The sequence below is a fragment of the Variovorax sp. LjRoot290 genome, assembly GCF_964253985.1.
Lineage (GTDB): Bacteria > Pseudomonadota > Gammaproteobacteria > Burkholderiales > Burkholderiaceae_C > Variovorax.
In genome coordinates this window covers 239095-258158 of record NZ_CAXURW020000003.1, presented here as the reverse complement: position 1 = coordinate 258158, position 19064 = coordinate 239095, and the positions used below count along the sequence as shown (strand labels likewise).

General features: G+C 63.1%; 25 protein-coding genes. 7 read left to right on the top strand and 18 right to left on the bottom strand.

What is annotated here, in order from left to right:
• Positions 1–38 precede the first annotated feature (38 nt).
• The 4 genes from ACSQ9A_RS38700 to ACSQ9A_RS38685 all read right to left on the bottom strand — a co-directional run bounded on the left by ACSQ9A_RS38700 (position 39) and on the right by ACSQ9A_RS38685 (position 3558).
• The gene (locus ACSQ9A_RS38700; protein ID WP_436298194.1) at positions 39–656 is read right to left on the bottom strand and encodes a LuxR C-terminal-related transcriptional regulator; all 618 of its coding nucleotides are present in this window, start codon (positions 654–656) and stop codon (positions 39–41) included.
• Positions 657–744: 88 nt separating this feature from the next.
• Positions 745–1914: a CAP domain-containing protein gene (locus tag ACSQ9A_RS38695; protein WP_436298195.1), complete on the bottom strand. Its 1170-nt coding sequence runs from the start codon at positions 1912–1914 to the stop codon at positions 745–747.
• A 298-nt stretch (positions 1915–2212) separates the two neighbouring features.
• Positions 2213–3103, bottom strand: a complete 891-nt coding sequence (locus ACSQ9A_RS38690) for a metallophosphoesterase (RefSeq protein WP_436298196.1) — start codon at positions 3101–3103, stop codon at positions 2213–2215.
• Complete coding sequence (locus ACSQ9A_RS38685) at positions 3103–3558, bottom strand: hypothetical protein (RefSeq protein ID WP_436298198.1); 456 nt, start codon at positions 3556–3558, stop codon at positions 3103–3105. The genes ACSQ9A_RS38690 and ACSQ9A_RS38685 overlap by 1 nt, the downstream gene beginning before the upstream one ends.
• 359 nt (positions 3559–3917) lie before the next feature.
• Between ACSQ9A_RS38685 and ACSQ9A_RS38680 the strand changes: the two genes are divergently transcribed.
• Together ACSQ9A_RS38680 and ACSQ9A_RS38675 are read left to right on the top strand one after the other, a co-directional pair.
• Positions 3918–4289 (top strand): hypothetical protein, encoded by a 372-nt coding sequence (locus tag ACSQ9A_RS38680; protein WP_436298199.1) that lies wholly within the window; start codon positions 3918–3920, stop codon positions 4287–4289.
• Between the two features lie 4 nt (positions 4290–4293).
• Entirely contained in the window at positions 4294–5028 is a 735-nt protein-coding gene (locus tag ACSQ9A_RS38675; RefSeq protein WP_436298200.1) for a hypothetical protein, read from the top strand.
• 22 nt (positions 5029–5050) lie between these two features.
• On the opposite strand, the gene ACSQ9A_RS38670 is transcribed toward ACSQ9A_RS38675, so the two are convergent.
• The 7 genes from ACSQ9A_RS38670 to ACSQ9A_RS38640 all read right to left on the bottom strand — a co-directional run bounded on the left by ACSQ9A_RS38670 (position 5051) and on the right by ACSQ9A_RS38640 (position 9265).
• Positions 5051–5704, bottom strand: coding sequence for a hypothetical protein (locus tag ACSQ9A_RS38670; protein ID WP_436298201.1), 654 nt, complete (start codon positions 5702–5704; stop codon positions 5051–5053).
• A 105-nt stretch (positions 5705–5809) separates the two neighbouring features.
• Positions 5810–6922: an ATP-dependent DNA ligase gene (locus ACSQ9A_RS38665; RefSeq protein ID WP_436298202.1), complete on the bottom strand. Its 1113-nt coding sequence runs from the start codon at positions 6920–6922 to the stop codon at positions 5810–5812.
• A 14-nt stretch (positions 6923–6936) separates the two neighbouring features.
• A complete protein-coding gene (locus tag ACSQ9A_RS38660) occupies positions 6937–7323 on the bottom strand; it encodes a hypothetical protein (RefSeq protein WP_436298203.1) in 387 nt (128 codons plus the stop codon).
• Entirely contained in the window at positions 7320–7925 is a 606-nt protein-coding gene (locus ACSQ9A_RS38655; protein ID WP_436298204.1) for a VRR-NUC domain-containing protein, read from the bottom strand. Before ACSQ9A_RS38655 ends, ACSQ9A_RS38660 begins: the two co-directional genes overlap by 4 nt.
• The gene (locus ACSQ9A_RS38650) at positions 7922–8239 is read right to left on the bottom strand and encodes a hypothetical protein (RefSeq protein ID WP_436298205.1); all 318 of its coding nucleotides are present in this window, start codon (positions 8237–8239) and stop codon (positions 7922–7924) included. Before ACSQ9A_RS38650 ends, ACSQ9A_RS38655 begins: the two co-directional genes overlap by 4 nt.
• A 46-nt stretch (positions 8240–8285) precedes the next feature.
• On the bottom strand, positions 8286–8942 hold the full coding sequence (locus ACSQ9A_RS38645) for a hypothetical protein (RefSeq protein ID WP_436298206.1): 657 nt from the start codon (positions 8940–8942) through the stop codon (positions 8286–8288).
• A 23-nt stretch (positions 8943–8965) separates the two neighbouring features.
• Entirely contained in the window at positions 8966–9265 is a 300-nt protein-coding gene (locus tag ACSQ9A_RS38640; protein ID WP_436298207.1) for a hypothetical protein, read from the bottom strand.
• A 129-nt stretch (positions 9266–9394) separates the two neighbouring features.
• Between ACSQ9A_RS38640 and ACSQ9A_RS38635 the strand changes: the two genes are divergently transcribed.
• On the top strand, positions 9395–9841 hold the full coding sequence (locus ACSQ9A_RS38635) for a hypothetical protein (protein ID WP_436298208.1): 447 nt from the start codon (positions 9395–9397) through the stop codon (positions 9839–9841).
• A 16-nt stretch (positions 9842–9857) separates the two neighbouring features.
• Here ACSQ9A_RS38635 and ACSQ9A_RS38630 read toward each other — a convergent pair whose 3' ends face one another.
• Both ACSQ9A_RS38630 and ACSQ9A_RS38625 read right to left on the bottom strand, forming a co-directional pair.
• Positions 9858–10496: a hypothetical protein gene (locus tag ACSQ9A_RS38630; protein ID WP_436298219.1), complete on the bottom strand. Its 639-nt coding sequence runs from the start codon at positions 10494–10496 to the stop codon at positions 9858–9860.
• A gap of 55 nt (positions 10497–10551) precedes the next feature.
• Positions 10552–11646, bottom strand: coding sequence for a hypothetical protein (locus ACSQ9A_RS38625; RefSeq protein WP_436298220.1), 1095 nt, complete (start codon positions 11644–11646; stop codon positions 10552–10554).
• Between the two features lie 1130 nt (positions 11647–12776).
• Here ACSQ9A_RS38625 and ACSQ9A_RS38620 point away from each other — a divergent pair.
• Positions 12777–13379 (top strand): hypothetical protein, encoded by a 603-nt coding sequence (locus tag ACSQ9A_RS38620; RefSeq protein ID WP_436308022.1) that lies wholly within the window; start codon positions 12777–12779, stop codon positions 13377–13379.
• 251 nt (positions 13380–13630) lie between these two features.
• On the opposite strand, the gene ACSQ9A_RS38615 is transcribed toward ACSQ9A_RS38620, so the two are convergent.
• Genes ACSQ9A_RS38615 through ACSQ9A_RS38595 form a run of 5 tightly spaced genes read right to left on the bottom strand, consistent with a single transcriptional unit; the run spans position 13631 to position 15545 of the window.
• Positions 13631–13921 carry a helix-turn-helix domain-containing protein gene (locus ACSQ9A_RS38615; protein ID WP_436298223.1) on the bottom strand — a complete coding sequence of 97 codons (291 nt, stop codon included), beginning with the start codon at positions 13919–13921 and terminating at the stop codon, positions 13631–13633.
• A 28-nt stretch (positions 13922–13949) separates the two neighbouring features.
• Complete coding sequence (locus ACSQ9A_RS38610) at positions 13950–14561, bottom strand: hypothetical protein (RefSeq protein ID WP_436308021.1); 612 nt, start codon at positions 14559–14561, stop codon at positions 13950–13952.
• A complete protein-coding gene (locus tag ACSQ9A_RS38605; protein ID WP_436308020.1) occupies positions 14558–14821 on the bottom strand; it encodes a hypothetical protein in 264 nt (87 codons plus the stop codon). The genes ACSQ9A_RS38610 and ACSQ9A_RS38605 overlap by 4 nt, the downstream gene beginning before the upstream one ends.
• Positions 14822–14847: 26 nt before the next feature.
• Positions 14848–15336 (bottom strand): hypothetical protein, encoded by a 489-nt coding sequence (locus ACSQ9A_RS38600; RefSeq protein ID WP_436298227.1) that lies wholly within the window; start codon positions 15334–15336, stop codon positions 14848–14850.
• Positions 15333–15545, bottom strand: coding sequence for a hypothetical protein (locus tag ACSQ9A_RS38595; protein ID WP_436298228.1), 213 nt, complete (start codon positions 15543–15545; stop codon positions 15333–15335). Before ACSQ9A_RS38595 ends, ACSQ9A_RS38600 begins: the two co-directional genes overlap by 4 nt.
• Positions 15546–16133: 588 nt before the next feature.
• Between ACSQ9A_RS38595 and ACSQ9A_RS38590 the strand changes: the two genes are divergently transcribed.
• The 3 genes from ACSQ9A_RS38590 (at position 16134) to ACSQ9A_RS38580 (ending at position 19062) form a co-directional block, all read left to right on the top strand.
• Positions 16134–16529, top strand: a complete 396-nt coding sequence (locus ACSQ9A_RS38590; protein WP_436298229.1) for a hypothetical protein — start codon at positions 16134–16136, stop codon at positions 16527–16529.
• A 165-nt stretch (positions 16530–16694) separates the two neighbouring features.
• Positions 16695–17882, top strand: a complete 1188-nt coding sequence (locus ACSQ9A_RS38585) for a hypothetical protein (RefSeq protein WP_436291898.1) — start codon at positions 16695–16697, stop codon at positions 17880–17882.
• Between the two features lie 187 nt (positions 17883–18069).
• Positions 18070–19062 carry a S1 family peptidase gene (locus ACSQ9A_RS38580; protein WP_436308019.1) on the top strand — a complete coding sequence of 331 codons (993 nt, stop codon included), beginning with the start codon at positions 18070–18072 and terminating at the stop codon, positions 19060–19062.
• The last annotated feature ends 2 nt before the right edge of the window (positions 19063–19064 follow it).

Sequence of the window (19064 nt, the reverse complement as noted above, 5' to 3'; positions counted from 1 at the left end):
CCGCCCTCGAGGCGGCTTTTTCTATTCGTGCGGCCAGGTCACTCGATGAGCCGATTCTTCATGGCGTAGTACGTGAGGTCACTGTTGCTGGTCAGCTGCATCTTCTCCATGACCCGGCTCCGGTAGGTCGCCACGGTTTTGACGCTGAGGGTCAGTGCCTTGCCAATTTCGCCGGCGCTCCTCCCCTGAGCCAGCTTCATGAACACTTGGAACTCTCGTTCCGAGAGCGTTTCATGCGGAGACTTGGCCGCAGGCTGTTCCTTGCCGATGAGCTCCGCGGCAAGTGATGCGGAAAGGTAGGTGCGGCCGCTGGCGACAGTGCGGATGGCATCAACGAAGTCGGCGCGGCGGGCGTCGGTCTGGAGGTGACCCTTCGCGCCCATGCGTATCGCCTTCAGAACCAGTTCGTCCGCGGGGCCGTCCGAGAGGAGGAGGATCGCGAGATCGGGCGCTTCTTCACGCGTCGACATGATCGCGTCCACCGAGCTCTGAAGCGCGCAGACAAGTACGTGAAGCCCGTGGGCCTGCACAAGGCGGCGCATGTCGTCTGAATCGCCCGTGTGGCCGGCGAACGTCAGTTCCCGATCTTCGCCCAGAAAGAGTTCCAGTCCCGCACGAACGATGGGCCGTTCATCCAGGATCCCCACATTGATCATTTCGTTGCTCCAATGAAATACGCCATCCGCGAGAAGGTATTCGACCTTCTCAGGGATGGCGACAGACGGTGAAGGGCGGCGCGGCCGCTTAGCTTCCCGTGGTGAACGTGAACGTCTTGCTGAAGGCACCAGTCGAATTGGAGGTGATCGCCGGGTTCGTGCCAGTGCTGTTCCAGTTCGTGCCGTCAAAGGTCAGCGTGGTGTTGTTGCCGACCAGGCTGACTTCGTACTCGGTGTTCGGCGCCAGCGGCGCGTCAGGCATGAGCACGGCCTGGCTGGGGTTCAGCATGCCGTTGGGGTCGTTCTGCTTCGTCATGACCGGTCGGAGTGCGACGACCGCGCCGCTCGACTTCACCTTCAGTGAAGCGCTCGAGATTGCGATGCCCTGGCCCGGACGCACCGCCACCATGATCGGCTGTCCGATCGGAAGGGCGTTCAAGTCACGACCCGGAATCGGGTTCGGGCTCTCGTTACGCAGCGTGTGTGCGGTGCCGACCGTACCCTGGCACGGGAAGGTTTGCACCGCCGCGCTGTTGGGCTTCTGCGATGACGAACCCGCAGCGAGGGCCAGGTTGAACTGTGAAATCGAGCGAGGACCGTGGGTACCGGTCGTGCCGGTCGTGTCGCTGCTCATGATCGAGATGCCGACGTCAAGCTCCGGGCTCAGGAGGCTCAGCGAGTGGTACGGAGCGCTCAAGAGGCCGCGGAGGGCTTCCAGGCCACGTCCCGTGATCACATTTGCGCCGGCGCCGGTGGTGTCTGAATTGTCGTCCAGCACGAGTGCCGGCGAATAGCCAGCAGCATTGGCGCGGTCGAGCGCGTTGTTGCCGGTGAAGAACGGGTCGGCAGGGTTCTGGAAATGACCGGCCATGTTGTTGCGGAGCAGGTAGTTCGCATGACCAGTCGCGGCAGTATCCAGTTGCGTGCTCTGTTGCAGCAGACCGAAGCCGCACTTCTGACGCTCGGCGTTGAGCTGCGTGAAAGCTGCCAGCTCTTCCGAACCGCCGGTGTAGCTGGCGGCATTGATGCTCGTTACGAGCGTGGAGTCACCGGACGTCGGCTCGGGTGGGACGGCCGGCTGTTCGCCGTTCGGATTCTGCGGCTGCTGGGGAGTGCCAGCGGGGTCACCAGCTGGAGCTGTCGGGGTCGCTGCGATCGGAACACCGGCGAAATCACCGCCACCACCACCACCGCCGCAAGCAACCAGCGCGAGGGTTGCCAGAGCCAGAACGATGGGGGAGAGAACCTTCTTCTTCATGTAACCATCCAAAAGAATTAATGACGATTCATAGTATCGGTGCGGACATAAAACGCGAAAGGTCACAGCTCAAAAAAGTTGCACAGATCGTGTAGTTTGCATCTCGCGCATATTCACTTAGTAGTAGTCGGCACCTGCCGGTGCAGCGAATTCTCGTTGTTGATGCGCTGCGTCCCGACGCCGGCTTGAAGTCGAAATTGACCCGCCCATGCATCGCTGCAGTAGAACCGCGGGCGGCGCCTGGCCGTATGAGCGCCCTTGGCCTGAGGTCTAGATGGCTGGAAAGAGAGGGAGCAGCTCAGCCTCGTTGAGGGCTGGCTTGCTCGACCTCGGCATAGGCCCCGAACGGCGCATCAGTGACCTGATCGTTCAGACGCACGATGCCCTGCGAGCGCGGGCTCGCCAGCGTGCTCGTCTGGAACGCCATGTTCGCGATGGTGAGCGCGGCGCCAGGCCTGTCCGCAACCTCGGCGAATACAGCGCCAGTGTCGATCGCGTACACATTGCCCAGGCGCGCGGCGCCGCCGAACTGGGGCGTGTGGCCCGCGAAGATCCGTCCGATGCCCGGCACGCCTCGCGTGTCTCCATGCTTCAGACGCTTGCGCCCGCGAAGGCAAGACTCGAGCACCGTCGGCTCGCGATCCTCCAGACCTGACACGAACTCCTCCCAATCCATGCCGCGGGGGACTTCGCCGTGAAGGATGCCGACGGTTCCGCGGGCGGTCTGGACTTCGATGGCATAGGGCAGGGCAGCGAAGCGCTTCAACAACTCGACGCGGCCCAGCGCGCTCAGCTTGGCGAGCCAGCCCATCCCGTTGAAGTTGATGCGGGTAAGAACTTCCAGGATCTCGTCCGGGTCGTCGCTCTTCAGGTGCAGGTCGACTAGGTCATCCTCGTGGTTGCCCCGCACCGCATGGACGTAGGGCTGGGCCAGAAAACGGCCGGCCCGGTGAGAGCCCTCGCCGCGGTCCACCAGGTCGCCGACGCTGGCGAGGCGGTCACGGGTAGGGTCGAAGCCGGCGAGCTTCATGGCCCGCCACACCAGGTCGAAAGCGCCGTGCGCGTCTCCGATGACGAAATCACGGCCGATCCGGTTCTCCGCCAGGCGCACGAAGCGCGGCGAGGCCGCAGCGATCGTGGCGAGTTCGACGCGCAGCTGCGCCAGCTGGGCGGGTTCGAGGTGCTCCATCAGCGGGCAGCGCCGTCGCTGACAGGAAAGGGGGATTCGCCGGCCAGGTGGCGCAGGTCGATCTGTGGGCCGAACTCGCGGGCTGCCGGAATGTCTCCGACGTCGATGCAGTGGCTCTCGATCAGACGCAGCGCCAGGTCCAGCTTGTCGTTGAGGTTGCGGTGGCCCGACAAGACTGCCTGAGCGCCGCCGGCAGCGCGCCTGGCCATCAAGGATTCATGGCGCGCGATCGCATAGTCCCACAGGGCGCGCACGAGCTCAGCGCTGGAAGCGGACGTCAGCGACTTCCGATAGGCCTTGCGGTTGGCAAAGACGATGTCCAGCGTGTAGGGACCCCATTCGGGAGGTTGCCCAGTGCCGGTCAGGGTCATCGAAGACGGCCGGCCTTCTCTGGCAGGGGCCGGTGCGCCGGCCGTTTCGGGCGCGCCGAAGAGGTCGAGGCTCGTTGAGGTCATGAGGAAATCCTTGGACGCAGTGCTGGGCGGTCCAGCACGATGGCAAATATCCGTTCGCGGGGGCGTGCGTTTACGTTCGCGCAAATAGACTGTAGCGAAATAAAGGGCCGCTGGGACGGCAGATCTTGGCGCTCCCTCTGGGACGTCTCGGAGCGTCAACGCGTTCATTTGTTGTGTGGGAGGAACACTGCACCCGCGGCGGGGCCCCTTGGTGACTTTGGTAGATTCGCGCCCATGAACGAGGCGCCCCATTGAGATACTCAGCCAAGCCGATCGAAGCGTACGGCCGAACCATCGATGGCGAGTTCCGGGGGCCGAGCACAATACCCGCCCTCAAGCATGACCTGGAAGCCTGGAACTTGGCCTACCTGTCGTTCAACTTCGACGCGAAGCCCGTCTGCCCGTTCCCTGAGTTCGGCCATCTGGTCGCAAGGACGATGCGCACGGATCTGACGACCGGCATTGCCCATCCTGCCGGCGTGCATCTCCCCAGGCACCTGACCATGCGGCCCTTTCTGCGCCAGCCGCCACGCGAGTTCGTCTCGACGATGCTGTCGCACCCGAACGTGCGGATGCTCCCGCTCTACAAGGGCTTCGGCGAGGTCTGGCTGAAAGTCATGTTCGAGCGCAGCTGGATCGGCGGCGAGGTCGCGGACGACGGGCTCGAGGAGGAGGCCGGGCTGCTGGAGATGCGCCGGCTGCTCGACCGCGTTGCCGGGAAGGTGGAGTAGCCCCATGCATGTCGATGCGATGAACCCCCGTACCGCGCCGACTGACTCCGAGCCGGGGGCCACTGCAGACAGGGCGGAAGCCATGAACGCGCTGTTCGATGAATGGCGCCCGCTGGTCCTTGCCGAGGCGGGGCATTTCGTCGGGGACGGTATTGTTTTGGAGGAGGCGTGGCGCGCATCGAAACGCAGGATCCTGTTTGTGCTCAAAGAGACGAATGGCTACGAAGGAGAGAAGGGCCCAATGGACAAGCTCTTACGGGACGCGGCCAAGCCAGGGTCAACAAGCAAGCTGTGGGATCGGCCGACCTTTCACAACCTCGGGCGCTGGGCCCATGGGCTGCTCACGTACACCGGCGAAGTGCCTGGATACGAGGAAGCCCATCGCGCGCGGAGGTCTGCAATGCTGGCGTGCGCGTTTATCAATCTCAAGAAGTCCTCAGGAGGGCGCACTGCTACCGAGGAAGTGGGAGTGCACGCAGGCAGGTATGCCGAGCAACTGAGGCGGCAGGTGGAGATCATCCAGCCAGAGATTGTGGTGCTTGGTGGCACATACCCGATGGTGAAAGAGCACGTCTTTCCGGGGCTCGAGAAGGTGTCGAGCCGAGTTCACAAGTTGGGGGACCGGATCTTCATCAACGCTTTTCACCCCGCGTGCACCAAAGACCGGCGGGAGGGGTACCACCAAGTGGTTCTGAGCTATCACCAGTACATGATCGGCGGGCCCAGCGAAGGGCGGTAGCGGCCCGACTCCGTCCCAGTGGCTACCGATTGGCTTGGGGTGCCCCGGATTGCTCGCGTGAGCGGAACGGACTTGTGGGCGGCTCCGCCGGAGGTCGAGGCGGAAAAAGCTGATCGCTTGGCGACATTCCGATCAGCCTATCGGCTTGGCCCATGCCCATAAGGTCCTCCCGCATCGCGTATAGGACGCGATCCAATGACTCAGGTGACGATTCAGCATGAAAGCGCAGCATCGCCTGTACAACCGCCTCCGACCCGACCACCCAGCTCCTCAAAATGGCTGTCTTGAAGGCGTCCTCGGATTTGTCTTTGTCGTAGTCGGCCTTGTACAAATACGGGGCAAGCGCGGTGACGACTGCAACGTAGTTTTCCTGCTTGGTCTTGCGCTCGGTAGCTTCGAGTTCGCGAGCTCTTTGCACGCCGGCCAGCTCAAGGTCCTTGCTCCTCTGGAACGAGTAGGTGAAGACCGCCGTGACCAGCCCGCCCGTCAAAGTGAGAGCTGCGACCAGCATCTCTTTCGCGATCCCAAGTACGACGATCAGGCCGTAGCCCAACAAGCCGAGGAAGGCGGCGAGGACAATGACCAAGATTGCCGCAGTGGCGATTCGATCGCTGAGGCGTGGACCCGGCGGAGCGGAGGAGCTATCCGGATAGAAGGCCCTGTAAAGATACGGCATCGGCTACTCCAGTGTTCGAGCACCTTCTGATAGCAGGCGGGCAGGCGCCCGCGCATCATTGCACCTGAAGAGCCGGACGTCCAGTTGAGGCCGAGGCACCAAGGCTCAGCAGCGCGGCCTAACGACCTCCTCCTCGGGCTCGACGGCTTCGTCAGATTCCCCTCGTACCTTGATGCGAGTGACCTGCGATAGCACGGCCGCCTCCTCGGTCATGTCCGGCCGCGGGCTCTTGTAGACCGGCTGCTCGAACTTGCCGCCATCGTAGCGATAGAGGTAACGCACTTCGACCAGGCTGCCCACGATGGGCATGGCAGCACTGGGCGGGATCGTGACGTTACCCAATTCGATCAGGGCGCCGGTGTCGTCGCGCAGGCCGACGGCGACGGAGCGCTGGGCGTTCTGCTGCAGGACCTGGCATGTGGCCGACTCGGTGAACTTGAACTTCAGGCAATCGGCGCTGCGCCCAGCGGCGAAACTCGCGTCAAGGCGCTTGAACACGAAACCCTCGCCATTCGCCGCGAGGATTTCGGCGGCGCGCCGACGCTTGCCCTCGGTAGTGACCTCGAGCTCAATGACTTCCATCCAGGGGACGTCGCGGGCCATCATCTGCAGCTGGTCGAATCGCTCCAGGAAGGACATGCCGCGGAAGTCCTGACCCATGCACTCCAGCAGGTCGAACGCCATGAAGCGGTCGCCTACATGCTCGCCCGGGATGACGGTGCGGCCGGACGAAGCCAGGCCGACCCAGTGCTGGGGAATGTCGACGAAGAGGCCGCGCCGGTTCGTGCCGCGCACCGCACCGTCCTCGCACAGGACAAAACGGTTCTCGCCGTCCTCCTTGCGTTGCAGGCCCCAGGCAGGGTCACAGAATAGGGCCTCGGCTTCTTCCTCGCTGATCGCTGATGGGAGCTGTGGCAGCTCGCCGCTCTTTCGGCCGGCCAGGTCGCTCGACGTGTAGAGGGTCCCGGACTGGTCAGTGGTGTAGCCATCCCGAGTCTTCTCCTTCACGAGCTTCTCGTAGAGCTTCTTGGCGGCTTCGAACTGGACGGGCGACGCGGTCTTGGTGCCGGTGCGCAGCGTGCCACCGCGGGGGCCGTTGCCATAGTCGACGACCCAGCCAGCATCCTTCTGCCGAAGATGGGCCTGGTAGACCTTGTCCGAGCCGTTGCCCGTGAAGTAGAGGAAGCTGGATTGAGGGGTTTGCTCGAGGGTGGACATCGTTTACCGGGGTGTCAGGTTGGTTCGGGGAAAAGGATGGCGGCGAGCGCGATCACTACGGTTTCGCCACCGAGCATTCGGGTCTCGAGGTTCTCGCGGCCGGAGCAGTCCAGCTGCATCAGCCCCCAGTTGATGAAGCGTGCGCCGGCGCTGGTCAATCCCAGGTAGTTTGGAAAAACCTCGACGGGCTTCGCGTGGAGCCCGGCGCCGCGCTTGTATTCCGGGTGGAGCTTGTTGCGCTCGGCGACCCAGGCCTTGCAATCCTTCTCGGGCAGCTTGGAGTTCGTCCGGTTGAACTCCTTGGCGCAATGCGTCTCCTCGTGATCCATGACGCGCCAGACGACGTCAGGGGGTTCGTTCATTGCCTCGCCGATGCGCCTGCGCGCATGCTCGTCGATCACGTTCTGTTTGCGATCCATCTCATCACCACTGCTTCAAATTCTTCGCTGGAACGGACGACCGCGGTCAGCCAGCCGGCCTCGGCTGAGTCATCCAGAAATTCTTGCTGCTCGTCGCTCACGGTTCCGCGGTGCGACTTCACCTCGATGGCCAGGCCGGGATAGCGACCGGTCGGACTGGGAAACGGGAGGATCCAGTCCGAAACGCCCTTCCGCACGCCCATGGCGCGCAGCTTCCCGGCCTCTCCGCGTTTTCTCAATCCACCGTTGGGCACATGCATCAGCCACCGCAGGACCGGATAGCGCCCCTCATGCGCAAACACCCAGTCAGCGCACGCCCGATGGATGTCCTCTTCGCTCGGTTGGCCGCTGACGAGGGAGACCTTCCTGCGCTTCTTGGCGGAGTCGGGCGCTTGGGCGGGCGAGATCTTGCTGGCGCTGGCTGCGAGCGCGGATGTGAGCGCGTCGAGAGCGCCTCCTTGAACGCGCTGATTCGCGCGAGATGCTGGCGCGTGCCCAGTAGACCCGGCGGGGGTCAGGCCCATCTCCGCCCGGTAGCGTTCGACACTCCACCGCTCGAATGCGCGGCCTGTGCCGGCGCTCACTGCGTGTCCTGCCATGGCCTGCGGGCCTTGGCCGGCACCTTGACGTCCTTGTCAGGCCCCTTGAACTGGACCACCAAGTCATTGTCGTCAAGCCAGTCCTGGACAACCGACGCCTCGAGCGAGTTCATGCGAACCGTGTGGTCCGTCTTCGCAACGATGCGATCGCCTTTGCTATTGAACTCCACCGAGACCTGGAGACTGTCCAGCGCGATGACGCGGCGCGGCAACTCGACGGCGCGAACCTCGATGCGGCCAGTGCGCAAAGATCGGATGACGAACGCGCCACCGACAAGTGCGCCGATGAAGCCGCTCACGACCGCTGCCGTGAACATGGCGATGACGGGGACGTCAATCACCGGTTCAACCGCGCGGCGCTTCGCTGCGCTCGTCGTCCTGGTCTTCCTCGGCCGCCTGCTGAGCGGCCTGAGCGTGAAGTTCGCCCAGCAGGGCCGCGCCCACCATGCTTCGGCGCTCGCGCTCTTCTTCGGGCATCGGCGTGTTGCCAATCTTCAGAGAGTCCGGGCTGGGGTTGTTCTGCATCTCCAGCGTCTTGCGGTCCCACACGACGAACACGAACGAGTATTTCGTCACAACCTGGATCGATCCGAGCTCGACGAGGCGATGGGGGTAGCCGTCGCTGTCGAAGAGCGGAAGAGACCAGTCGACGGTCTCGTTCTTCTTGGTCGGCTCGTATGAGGCGGCCACGACTTCGGCGTTCGGGCGGGCAGGGTCCGCTGGCGCGTCGCCCGGCTTGCGGACCTCGCGGTGGCTCTCCAGGTGCTGCAGCGCGTCTTGCACCAGGCCGCGCACGTGATCGCCGCCCCACTGAAAGCCGTTCCAGGCTGCGTCGATGTGAGCTTCGACGTAGCCGGACCCGGTGCGCTCGAGCAACTGGCGACTGGTCTCTTCAGGCAGCCCCTGCAGCAGGTTGGTGCGCAGTTGGCTCTCGAACGCGTCGCGAAGGGCCTCGATCTTCGGCGTGGGAAGGCTACGGAGGTTCAGGTTCAGCAAGGTCATGCGATTCGGAAAGGTGGGGACGGTCAACTAAGGGCGGTCGCGACGGCGTTGGCTGCAGTCGCTCCGTCGGCCCTCATCGCCTTGCGGCAGGCGAGGTAGCCTTTGATGCTCGTCCAGAAGAAGAAGGCGTTCTGTGCAACAACGCCCCAGACGGGCGCGGCCGGCGTTGTGAACGCCCAGACGATCCAGAGCACGTTCGCAGCCAGCCAGCACAGCCAACCGAGATAGGACCACCGGTCGTAACGAGCCACAAGCAGGCTGCCGATCATGCTGATGGCGGCGCAGACGATATCCATGCTGATGGTGAAGTCGAAGATGGTCATGGTGGCGCTCGATGCGATGCGTACTGGGGAGGTGGCTTGATCGGGTCGAGTTCCGAGAGGATTCTGCTCGATATCAGAAATCTGTTGAGAAATGTTTAGTTCGCAACAGAATACCGATACTGAGATTAAATGCGCAAGACAATGTACCGATTCTCAAACACCACGGGCCGCGACGTTCCTCGACAAACGCGGTCTGCCGCGTCCGGCCCTACGCCGATCCTGAAGACTGTGCACTGCATTGCGGTGGACCCAGGCTCGCCCTCGGGCAGCATGTCGGCCTGTTGGTTTCCGACGGCGGCCGAGGCCGACGGCGCCTTCCTGAAAATGTCGAACTCGGAAGCGATGGAATCCCGGACGCTTGAGCGGTTTAAGCTGTCGGTACCGGCCAGCGCGACCCGCGAGAAGATCGACGAACTAGCGCTGACGGCCGTGCAGTGGGATGCGTATTTGCCGATCGTGCGCAGGGCCGGCGATCGGCGTGCGGCGAACGATTCAGCGCCGGCGCCGCTGGGCAGCTACGAGCTGGGCTGGCCGTACGACGCGGACCCGGAAGTGGGGATCAGGCCGCGGGGCTGATGGCGTGGCAGCTTTATCACTGCTGGAAGAACGCGCTGCCCGGATTCACTAGCACCATCGTTGCCAATGCAAGCGGCGCTCCCGCCGCCAGCCGCTCCTGAAGAATCTTCACGTCAATGCCCTTGCTTGAACATATCTGCCTGGCAAAAGCTTTCGCCTCGCCATCGACGAATTGACTCTCTGCCTTCATCATCTCCATGCCGCCCTCCGTCCACTCGTTGGCGTCGAACGTCTTGGACGCGGTCGTCGACAGCGCCCTTCCAAGCGATACGTACAGGACCGCCGGCCAGCCGGGGAACTCTAGATCTGCCGCTAGTCGACGATGAAGTCTGGCAAGCATTTCGGCGCTGTCGGCATGCGCCTCTATTCCTCGCGCAAGGAAGCGTTTGCGAACGTCCTCCGGATCGTCTTTCCACATGGCCGCATGGGCGAGACGCACGTAGCCTCTTGCAAATTCAGCAAAGGGCCGTGAATGAACCAGGGGCTGGGCCATCTTGGCGCCCCATTCAATGGGGCTGGGCGGAGTGCGCCGGTGAACAGCCACTCTGAAAGACAGAAAATCCCGCTTCAGCTCAGACTCGAAAAGAAACTCTCCGGCCAGGGTCACCTGCTGTGTCGCCACGGATGCGTCGAAAAATGGGGTTTGCTCTTGCATTTGAGAACCCTACACACCAGGACGCTCTTCGGCAAGCGATGGCGGCCAGCAGCTGCTATGGGGTTCCCAGTTTCTCCCTGATCGCGCGCGCGGTGAACGTCGTCTTCATCCCGAGCTGGTCGGACAAGTCGGCGTCATTCATCCCGCCCAAGATCAGGCGCGCCGCGTAGGCGTTGCGCACGAACTGCGGGCCGTGGAACGCGGCTTGGTGCCCCAGCTCCTCCAAGGTCCGCTTCACGCAGCTGGTGACCACCCGTTCGGCCAGGTCGGGCGCGATCGGGCTGCGTGCTGCGCCCAGGCCGCCGCCGATCAGGTCCGACGACGGCGCGACGTCGGCCTGGCCAAGGAATAGGCGATTCGACGTCCGGGTGCCTTCGGCGATCGCGCGCCGCGAGCGGACGATCTGCAACCCGGATCGCTTCTCGATCCAGCGCTTCAGCGCCGCGGCCAGGTCCCGCTTCCCCACAAGAACTCGAGCTGCGACCTGCCGATGCCCGGGTGAGCGAATCACGACAGTGCCGTCGTCCTTGATCGACACGTTCCGCGGGATGAGCTTGCAGACCTCGGACAGCTTCAGGCCGCATTCTGCGACGATCAGCCGCAGCGCGAGATTGCGTGCTGGCGTCCAGCCGCGGCGGAGGACGGCACGCTCTTCCACGTACATCTTGGCGGCCATCGTCTCGTACGCGACCAGGAAGGTCGGGCCCGGAGGGAGCGGCGGATCGGTTTCCAGCCGCGTCTCGTGTTTACTGCGCATGTGCTCGAGCACGACCGCTGCCGGATTGGTGCCAAGGACACCGATTGCCTGGAGGTGCGTGAACACGCGGTTGATCTCTGCCAGGTAGGTACGCATGGTGCGGACGCTGGCCGGTGCGTTCTTGCGCCCGCGCAGTGATGAGAGGAACGCCTCGATGTGGGCCTGCTTGACCTGGTCGAGCCGAAGCGACTGGCCAGCGAGCCAGCGGCAGAACTTCCCCCAGAACGACTGGTATAGCTTGTTGCTGTGGTCCGTATAGAGCGGCGCGTTCGCGTCGTTCTCGTCCTCCACGCGTTTCCAGCTCAGCGTCGAGCGCCACTGCTTGTGGGCCTGCAGCGGGTTTGACAGCCAGGGGAGGCTGCCGGGGGCGGCGATGGCGATCGTGCGGGACATGGGGGTGTCTTGAGGATAACTGCGCGTCAATGCGTGACGGCCGGGAGACCCCTCCGCGACGTTGCCTGCGCGCATCAATGAGGCGTCCGACCTCGCCACCGCGACGCCGGTTGATCGGCCATCTGTTCGATGGTGCCCTTCACCATTGGTGGATGTACAGACCCGGCGCAGCGGTCGACCATCCTGACCGAGGGACCTTCACGATCTAAGGCTGCCGGAGAGATACCCAGCATGGAATGCCGAACTGACGCCCGGCGCCTCTTCCGCCACACACTTGCGTGGTTCGTCGTGGTCTGCCTGAACGCCCCAGCGCTGGGCCAACAGAGAGTGCCCCCGCCGAATCCAAGGGACCAAAACCAGGAGACGCCAGAAGTCGAGCAGGCAAAGCAGCAGCTTCGGGACGCGCTCGAGGACGCCGCGCGCCGAATGAGGCAGGCGCGCCGCCCCCCGTCACCACCTCCGGCGGATCAGCCCCCTGTTTCGCCGGATCCCGCGCCTCCTCAGCTGGAGCGTCCTCCGACAGTTCAGCCTTTGCCGCCGGTGGCCCCACCAGAGCCCGACCAGGTCCGGATGGTGGAAGTGCCAGACGTGCGGGACAGCGGCCGGCGTGAGGCGGCGATCGGCATTGAAGGGAGAAAGCTCAAGCCGATATTTGAACCCGACCTTCCGGCCGATTTCGACGATCAACGTCGGTATGTCGCAATGCAGGAGCCGCCCCCCGGCAACTTGGTTCCAATCGGGTCAGCAGTGACCCTCACTATGGCCACGCGGACACCCCCGAGCGCGCCGCCCGAGAGTTCGGCGCCAGTCCCATCGCATCCCCGGTCGTCCGCGAACCCGCTATGGCCGGCAGTACTGGGATTGCTTGTCATTTCATTCCTGCTGGCGAAGCTGATCAGACGTGGGAAGGGTGAAAAGGGAGAGGCAAAGCGGAATCTCGCAGCGGCGAAGGACAGTACTGCGGCCTGGCGCTTGGAACGCGACCCGGCGCCAGGGGTGACGGTGCACGTCTCGAACCAAAAGGGATCTGCCAAGGACAGTCGGTCGTTCGCTGCCGGCTGGCGTGTTGTGCCAGCCGAAGCAGAGGTGACCGTGCACGGACCAGGAACACGCCAAGGAGGAGCGCGATCATGAAATCGATTGAGCTCAAGGAGAATGGATCGATCTACCAGATACTCGGCTTCGATTCCACCCAAGTTGGCCTGGAGCAGCTGCACAACCGGGCAAAGCTATGCGTGCAGGACGTCGACTTCGAGGACGCAAAGATCATGGGGAAGAAGGTGCGCGAGTTGCCTTCCGTTGACGTCCAGCAGAAGCTCGCGGAGGCGCTCTCAGGCAATCCATTCGAGCTGCTGGCGCGCGGCTGGGGCCAGATCAGGCTGATTCGAGAGGCAGTGGCCAAGAGCCGGAACCCTGCAAAGCCCGAACTCGCGCACTTGGCTCAACACGACCTGGAAGCCTCACTTGAGCCGCGGCTCGTTCTAACGATAGACGGGGTTGACTGGTGCTCCGTACGGCTAAGCATAGTCCTGCGGCTGCGCGTGCAGGCGGCAGACTTTGTGTTTTACGACGGTTCGTTGACTGGTGTGACGTTCGGGAACCCAGTCGGCAGCGTGTCACTTAAGGTTGAGGGGCGAGAGGTCGCCGCTTGCAAGCGAGAGCTCGACATCAGCACCTCCCCGTACAAGCCGCCGAGTATCAGGATGCCGGGCGCTCAGCTGAGGGGGTCATAGGGAAAATTGCCGCGCCCGTCAATCTGCTGACTACGTCGGTTGTTCGCCTGCGGCCGCCCCGCGGATCTTGGCCAGAGCACGCTCTGCACTTCTGATGTTCTGGCCGTATCCGTCGCCGAACCTGGCGGCGCGCCGGACGGCCCACGCGAGCGATTTTAGTTCGCGCTCGTTGAGCAGGCCGGTGTGGCGCTCCGTGGACTCAGGAAGGGAGGGCCTTGGACATCCCTCAGATTCGCGATTCATCGGGGCCTCTACAACCTGGTGGAGGAATCTGTGGAAGCGCGGCGGGCGGGATCGACTCGCTCGGCCTCGAGCACGATGGTCGAAAGCCGCACGCCGAGTGTCGCGCAAACGCGAGCGACCTTTTGGAAAGTCAGCTTCTCCCCCTGCTCCAGTTCCGAGAGCGACGATATGGAGAAGCCGGTCTGCTCGGAGAGTTCGCGCAGGGTTAGCTTCCGCGAGAGGCGACGCAGCTTCAGTGAAGCGCCGAGCTGCGCGGAGTTGAAGGCGCCGGAGGAGCGCCGATCGGTCGGGCGTGACATGACTGGGAGAGGGGAGGGGCTTGACTGTTCAGATCTGGCTGCGCAGCGCGCGGGCCATCTCAGTCCAGGACGCGCCCATGAAGTCGTGCACGTCGACGGCGTAGGCGCGCCACTGGCGGGTGAGCTTCGATTTGACGGCAATCAGCGGACCCTGGCTCGCGAACAGATCCATGCCTGCCCAGGCGAGCACCGTGCGCGGCAGCAGCAGGCCCTCGCCCATGTAGCTGGCGCCCTCCGTCTGAAGAGGCGCCATGCCTGAATGCAGCTCGCGATGCAGCTCGCACAGGATGCCCAGCGCCGAGTGGCGGCCAGTTCGGTCCTTCAGGCGCCGCGCGCCGCGCTTGTACTTTCCGGATTCGAGAGCATCGGCCCAGAGCCGGGCGATCTCGACCTTCATCTGGGTACCGGCCTCGGGGACGCCGGCGTTGCGCACGCTCGCGCAGTTCAACGAGCGCATCGCTGGGGTGATCTCGGTGGCCGGGTGGCGGTGCAGGCCCGGACGCTCGCGCCTTATCGTTGGCAGCCCGTCCGCGCTGTGGATGGTGCATTCAGAGCCGGCTGTGCTGGAGGCGGTTGACGGCGCGACGGGTGAGCGTCCGAATAGGTGGCGCGAGAGGAGAGTGGCGGCGCTGGAGCTCAATTCAGTTGTCCAAGTTGGGTTGTTTGGAAGGCCGAGTGGTCAATCGTGTTGGCCGAGGCGGAAGATCCGCGCGCGCCGCTGCGGCCGCGCTGGATGCCTTCGTCGTAGGCGCGCAGCGCAGCGACAAGGACGAGGACGGGGGTTGCGAACCAGAGGCTCGCGCTCACGAACTGCTTGGCGTCCTCGTGGCTGGCCACGAAGGACAGTAGGAAATAGGCGATCCACGGGCAGAGGGCGAGGAGGGCGATGAACTTCTTCATGAGGGACGGACTTTCCTTCCGACGGGCTAGCCCCGCGGGTGATGGGCCGCCAGCTCGGATGGATGGCGGCGAGCCTTGCGGGAGGGAGGCGACGCCGGCGCGGGCGCGGGCAGGCTCGCGATCGGGATCGAGTAGAGGCACTGGCCCGCGTGCGACCAGAGGTCGAACGTGTACTGAAGCCACTTCGTCCGGCGCTCGAGTACGACGCCCGGCAACTGCTCGGCGCAGACAGCGGCCAGTTCTTCGAAGGTGATCGGTTCGCTCTTGCCTGAGACCCTGAAATCAACGCACCCCTGGTTGATCTCTGCCGTGACGTGAAAAGAGCGCTCGATGGGGGCTTGGTGATGGCCCAGGTCCAGTTCGGGCTCCCCGTGAGGGGCCGGCCTCTTGCGGAGGCGTCGGGCATCCCGGTCCTCGACCGACTCGTCCTCGTCGGCGATGAGGTGGCGCGTGGAGACCGGCGCGTCCTGGATAGAGGGCACGGGCTTGCGCACGCGTCGGGTGGGCGCGGTCATTTGCGCAGAAGCTCCCGACCAATGAGCCCGGCCAGGACGAGCATGGCCACGGCGGCCAGTGGCCAGAGCACGAACGCAGCGAGCACCAGGAGGGAGCAGCCGACGAGCACCAGGAACAGCAGCTCGGGCCATTCCCCCGGCGCGGAAGCGCGTGCGCGCAATGCTGCTGCAGCGCGGCATGCGACCAGGTGAATCAGTCCAGCAAGCATGGTTCTCTATCGGAGCCCTCGTACTCGTTCGGTCGCGCCTCACACCGTTTCGAGGTGATGCGGCGCACCGGGTTCTGTGCGGCGGACTCAAAAAACATCCTTGAGCCGCTTTAGTTTGTGCCGATACTATCGCACAGACAAATAAAAACGCGCAAGGTTTCGCAATGACGGCTTGGAGGAATAAAGATCGTCGCGAGCCGTCCCGACAAGTACCTCGACCGAAAGTTCGTCGAAACCTGCGCACGGCGCCCCGCGATCGATGGTCAACAATGCCGGAAAGTTCGTCGCTGCCAGATGAGGAGCGGCAGGCCACGCCGGGCGTTCATTGCCGCGAAAACTTCGACGCGTTTCGGGCGGCGGCGGCAAAGGCACCTTTTGTGCGCTTCGGGGCGGATATGAGCTTGTCCATCGACGTGTACTTTGGGCCGGTACCATGACTCCTACTTGGCCGAAAATGCGTAGCTCGGCTTGCGGCCAAGACCGGCCCTTGGGGCATCCGAGAAGAATCACCACAACTGGAGTTGATGACGCATGGACGGTTCAGCATGGATTTCCCTCATCTCTCTATTCGTGTCGGGAGGTACCGCCGTGTACACCTACAGATTCAGCCGGACGCAGCAGCGGCTGAACGAGATGCTTATCAGGGAGAAGCAAGCCGAGCAAGAGGACGCGAAGAGGGCCGTCTTCCAGGTAGAAATTGAGGGGGCGGCGCCGCAGTACTCGCTCTCAATTGAGAACGTGGGCGCGGCGCCCGCCGTCGACGTGTTCTTTACGTCTGAAGGCCCAGATAACGAGTTCGCAAAGGGCATGGGAGCCGTGAGTCCCCTCACTCACTTTCCTCATGCCGTTATCGAGCCGGGAAAAAAGCTGACTTATGCCTACGTTCGCTTCCTCGAGCATACGCACGAGCCATCCTTCACTTTGAGATGGCGCGACAAGAAGGGGCAGCACGAGAAGAAATTTGAACCAGTGCTGCCAAGATGACTACAGTCGGCTGCCAAAAGCAGCGGGTCGGCAGCGCCTCAGCATTCTCGGGATGGCGGACGTTCGTGGCCATGAACAATCGGCCACAACAAGTCGGTGGCCAATCTCAGCTTCCGCGCAGGCCGGCACCGCCTCAGCCGGATTGAGCAACTGCTATCGTGCTGCATGGCCACCACTCGCACCATTGGACCCCTGCACTTCGAAGACCTGGACCCGAAGAGATTCGAAGACCTCGTGCGACAGCTGGCGTACGAGTTCAAGCCCTGGCGGCGACTCGAGGCCACGGGGCGCGCAGGCAGCGACGATGGGTTCGATGCCCGAGGTTACGAAATCGTCGCCAAGGAGGCTCAGCCCTCTGCTTCAACGGAAGAAGGCGAAGCGGTCGAGGAGCCATCGACCCTCAACGAGGGCATCGATGACAGGCTCTGGCTCATCCAGTGCAAGCGCGAGCGGGCCATTGGGCCGAAGGCCTTGGTCAAGTACTTGGACGACACCGTGCTCGGCCCGGATGAGAAGCTTCACGGACTTGTGTTCACGGCGGCCTGCGATTTCTCGAAGAAAGCCCGCGACGACTTCGCCAAAAAGTGCCGCGAGATGAATTTGGAGGAGTGGCACCTCTGGGGCAAGGCTGAGCTCGAGGACCGGCTCTTCCGCCCTGAGAACGACCACCTTTTGTTCGCCTACTTCGGCTTTTCACTGACCATCCGCCGGCGCTCACAACGAGCCGACCTGCGGGCCCGTTTGGTGATGAAGAGGAAGGCGAACCGCATGCTGAAAGACCAGTCCCACGCCTCGTTATTGCTGCGCTCGCCCGATGCCACGGAGTACCCGGATCCGGGCGACCTCGCTGATTTCAGGAAAAGCCCGCTGTGGATGGTGTGGCCGTATCGGGGCATGTCGCACGACGGGCTTAAGTTCTGCGTAGAACGCTACTTCGCGTACCTATCGGACGACGGCAAATCGTGGGATGCCGCGATGGCTGCGAACGACGCTAGAAGCCGTACACACGACGACCCTTGGCTGGGCGACGACCGGCACGACGATAGGCGGCAGACCATCTACGAGTTCTGGAACGAGATTCCGGAGGCGAACCGAGCGTGGCTCGAAGTTGTCGGTCTGGTGCCGTTCGAAGATGTCTTGGACATCGATGACCTTGGCGACGAGTACGTGCAAGCGCCTCACATCTACGCGCCGTTTGCACCAGGAAAGCGTGGTCCTTTCAAAGGCTTCATCGCCGAGGTCGAGACCATCGGTCGGTGGGACCAGCGCTCTCTCTACATCAATGAGATGACGGACGGCCGCATCGAGTACTTCCCCACTGAGTTGCGCGAACTCATCGACGACAGCCAATGAACAAGGGCACGGTGTGGGCCATGTTGTAGGAGCACGTGGTTTGTCGACAGGCTACAGTCGGCCAGAACCAGCCGGTCGTCCCGTCGGGAAAACTTGGTCAAAAGCGGTCATCTGGCGCATCCTAGACGTGCGACCTCTAGGGCAAGGTGACGTCTATTAATCGCGTGATCTACGGAGGCTTGCCCTAGTGAACCCACTATCTCTCGCCACGACCTACATCGAAACCTTCTTCTTTCGTGCAGACAACGGGCAACCCGAACCTCGTTCCTACGCCACCGGATTCTTCGTACGCGGCCCAGATCACCTATTTCTGGTGACCAATTGGCATGTCTTCAGTGGCTTGGATCCTGCGAATCCGTCCACCGCGAGCAAACCCCCGCCCAACTACGCGAAGCTCTCTCTGCGCTCAAAGGACGGTTGGATCGTCGAGCTGACTGTGCCGCTGTATGACGAGCAAATGCAACCATTGTGGAAAGAGCATGACCAGCGCTTCGCGGTGGACGTCGTTGTCTACCCCCTTCCACCATCGCTCGCTCAGCATTTCCAGATGGTCGACATTCGCACGGCGGCGCATGACAAAGACATTGCAGAAGCCGTTGCCAAGGATGTCTTCGTTCTGGGCTATCCCTTCAGCCGCGAGGAAATGAAATCCAGCTTTGGCGACGATGCCCCGTTCTACCTTCCCGTATGGAAGCGAGGCACCATTGCATCGGAGCCCCGCGTTCGTCTGGGCAAGAAGGTGATTCTCATCGACGCGCTTAGCAGACCCGGAATGTCAGGAGCTCCGGTTTTAATTTCTGAGGAGCGGGGAGTCATTCGCTTGGACGGCGCAAATGCCGACGTCTGGCCTCGCTTGGAGCAAGGCACTCTCAGTGCGCTTGATGCCATCTCCCACCTGGATACGACGGGCATGTCTGGTGGAATGGAGAAACGGTTCAGGCTGCTGGGGGTGTACTCGGGCGTCATCGGAAACACCCGGCTCGAGCAGGTCGCATTGGGCAAATGCTGGCATGCGGACGTTCTGCACGAGCTGACCAAAAGCCATCAACCTGGGGCGATGCCGTTCCACGCGCCTTTACCGAATGCCTTCTACAGCCGCTTCCTTTCTGACCTGGGCACAGGTCGGCTCACCCGTAAAGACGCCCAAGGTCAGACAACCGAGGTTGTCCCGTTTCGTTGACG

Bases quoted from the DNA above. Each gene is read 5' to 3' on its own strand.
- ACSQ9A_RS38625 (WP_436298220.1), bottom strand. From the start codon at position 11,646: ATGTCCCGCACGATCGCCATCGCCGCCCCCGGCAGCCTCCCCTGGCTG.
- ACSQ9A_RS38635 (WP_436298208.1), top strand. From the start codon at position 9,395: ATGCGCAAGACAATGTACCGATTCTCAAACACCACGGGCCGCGACGTT.
- ACSQ9A_RS38685 (WP_436298198.1), bottom strand. From the start codon at position 3,558: ATGACCTCAACGAGCCTCGACCTCTTCGGCGCGCCCGAAACGGCCGGC.
- ACSQ9A_RS38615 (WP_436298223.1), bottom strand. From the start codon at position 13,921: ATGTCACGCCCGACCGATCGGCGCTCCTCCGGCGCCTTCAACTCCGCG.
- ACSQ9A_RS38620 (WP_436308022.1), top strand. From the start codon at position 12,777: ATGAAATCGATTGAGCTCAAGGAGAATGGATCGATCTACCAGATACTC.
- ACSQ9A_RS38595 (WP_436298228.1), bottom strand. From the start codon at position 15,545: ATGCTTGCTGGACTGATTCACCTGGTCGCATGCCGCGCTGCAGCAGCA.
- ACSQ9A_RS38605 (WP_436308020.1), bottom strand. From the start codon at position 14,821: ATGAAGAAGTTCATCGCCCTCCTCGCCCTCTGCCCGTGGATCGCCTAT.
- ACSQ9A_RS38695 (WP_436298195.1), bottom strand. From the start codon at position 1,914: ATGAAGAAGAAGGTTCTCTCCCCCATCGTTCTGGCTCTGGCAACCCTC.
- ACSQ9A_RS38670 (WP_436298201.1), bottom strand. From the start codon at position 5,704: ATGCCGTATCTTTACAGGGCCTTCTATCCGGATAGCTCCTCCGCTCCG.
- ACSQ9A_RS38700 (WP_436298194.1), bottom strand. From the start codon at position 656: ATGATCAATGTGGGGATCCTGGATGAACGGCCCATCGTTCGTGCGGGA.
- ACSQ9A_RS38600 (WP_436298227.1), bottom strand. From the start codon at position 15,336: ATGACCGCGCCCACCCGACGCGTGCGCAAGCCCGTGCCCTCTATCCAG.
- ACSQ9A_RS38645 (WP_436298206.1), bottom strand. From the start codon at position 8,942: ATGACCTTGCTGAACCTGAACCTCCGTAGCCTTCCCACGCCGAAGATC.
- ACSQ9A_RS38665 (WP_436298202.1), bottom strand. From the start codon at position 6,922: ATGTCCACCCTCGAGCAAACCCCTCAATCCAGCTTCCTCTACTTCACG.
- ACSQ9A_RS38585 (WP_436291898.1), top strand. From the start codon at position 16,695: ATGGCCACCACTCGCACCATTGGACCCCTGCACTTCGAAGACCTGGAC.
- ACSQ9A_RS38675 (WP_436298200.1), top strand. From the start codon at position 4,294: ATGCATGTCGATGCGATGAACCCCCGTACCGCGCCGACTGACTCCGAG.
- ACSQ9A_RS38690 (WP_436298196.1), bottom strand. From the start codon at position 3,103: ATGGAGCACCTCGAACCCGCCCAGCTGGCGCAGCTGCGCGTCGAACTC.
- ACSQ9A_RS38640 (WP_436298207.1), bottom strand. From the start codon at position 9,265: ATGACCATCTTCGACTTCACCATCAGCATGGATATCGTCTGCGCCGCC.
- ACSQ9A_RS38630 (WP_436298219.1), bottom strand. From the start codon at position 10,496: ATGCAAGAGCAAACCCCATTTTTCGACGCATCCGTGGCGACACAGCAG.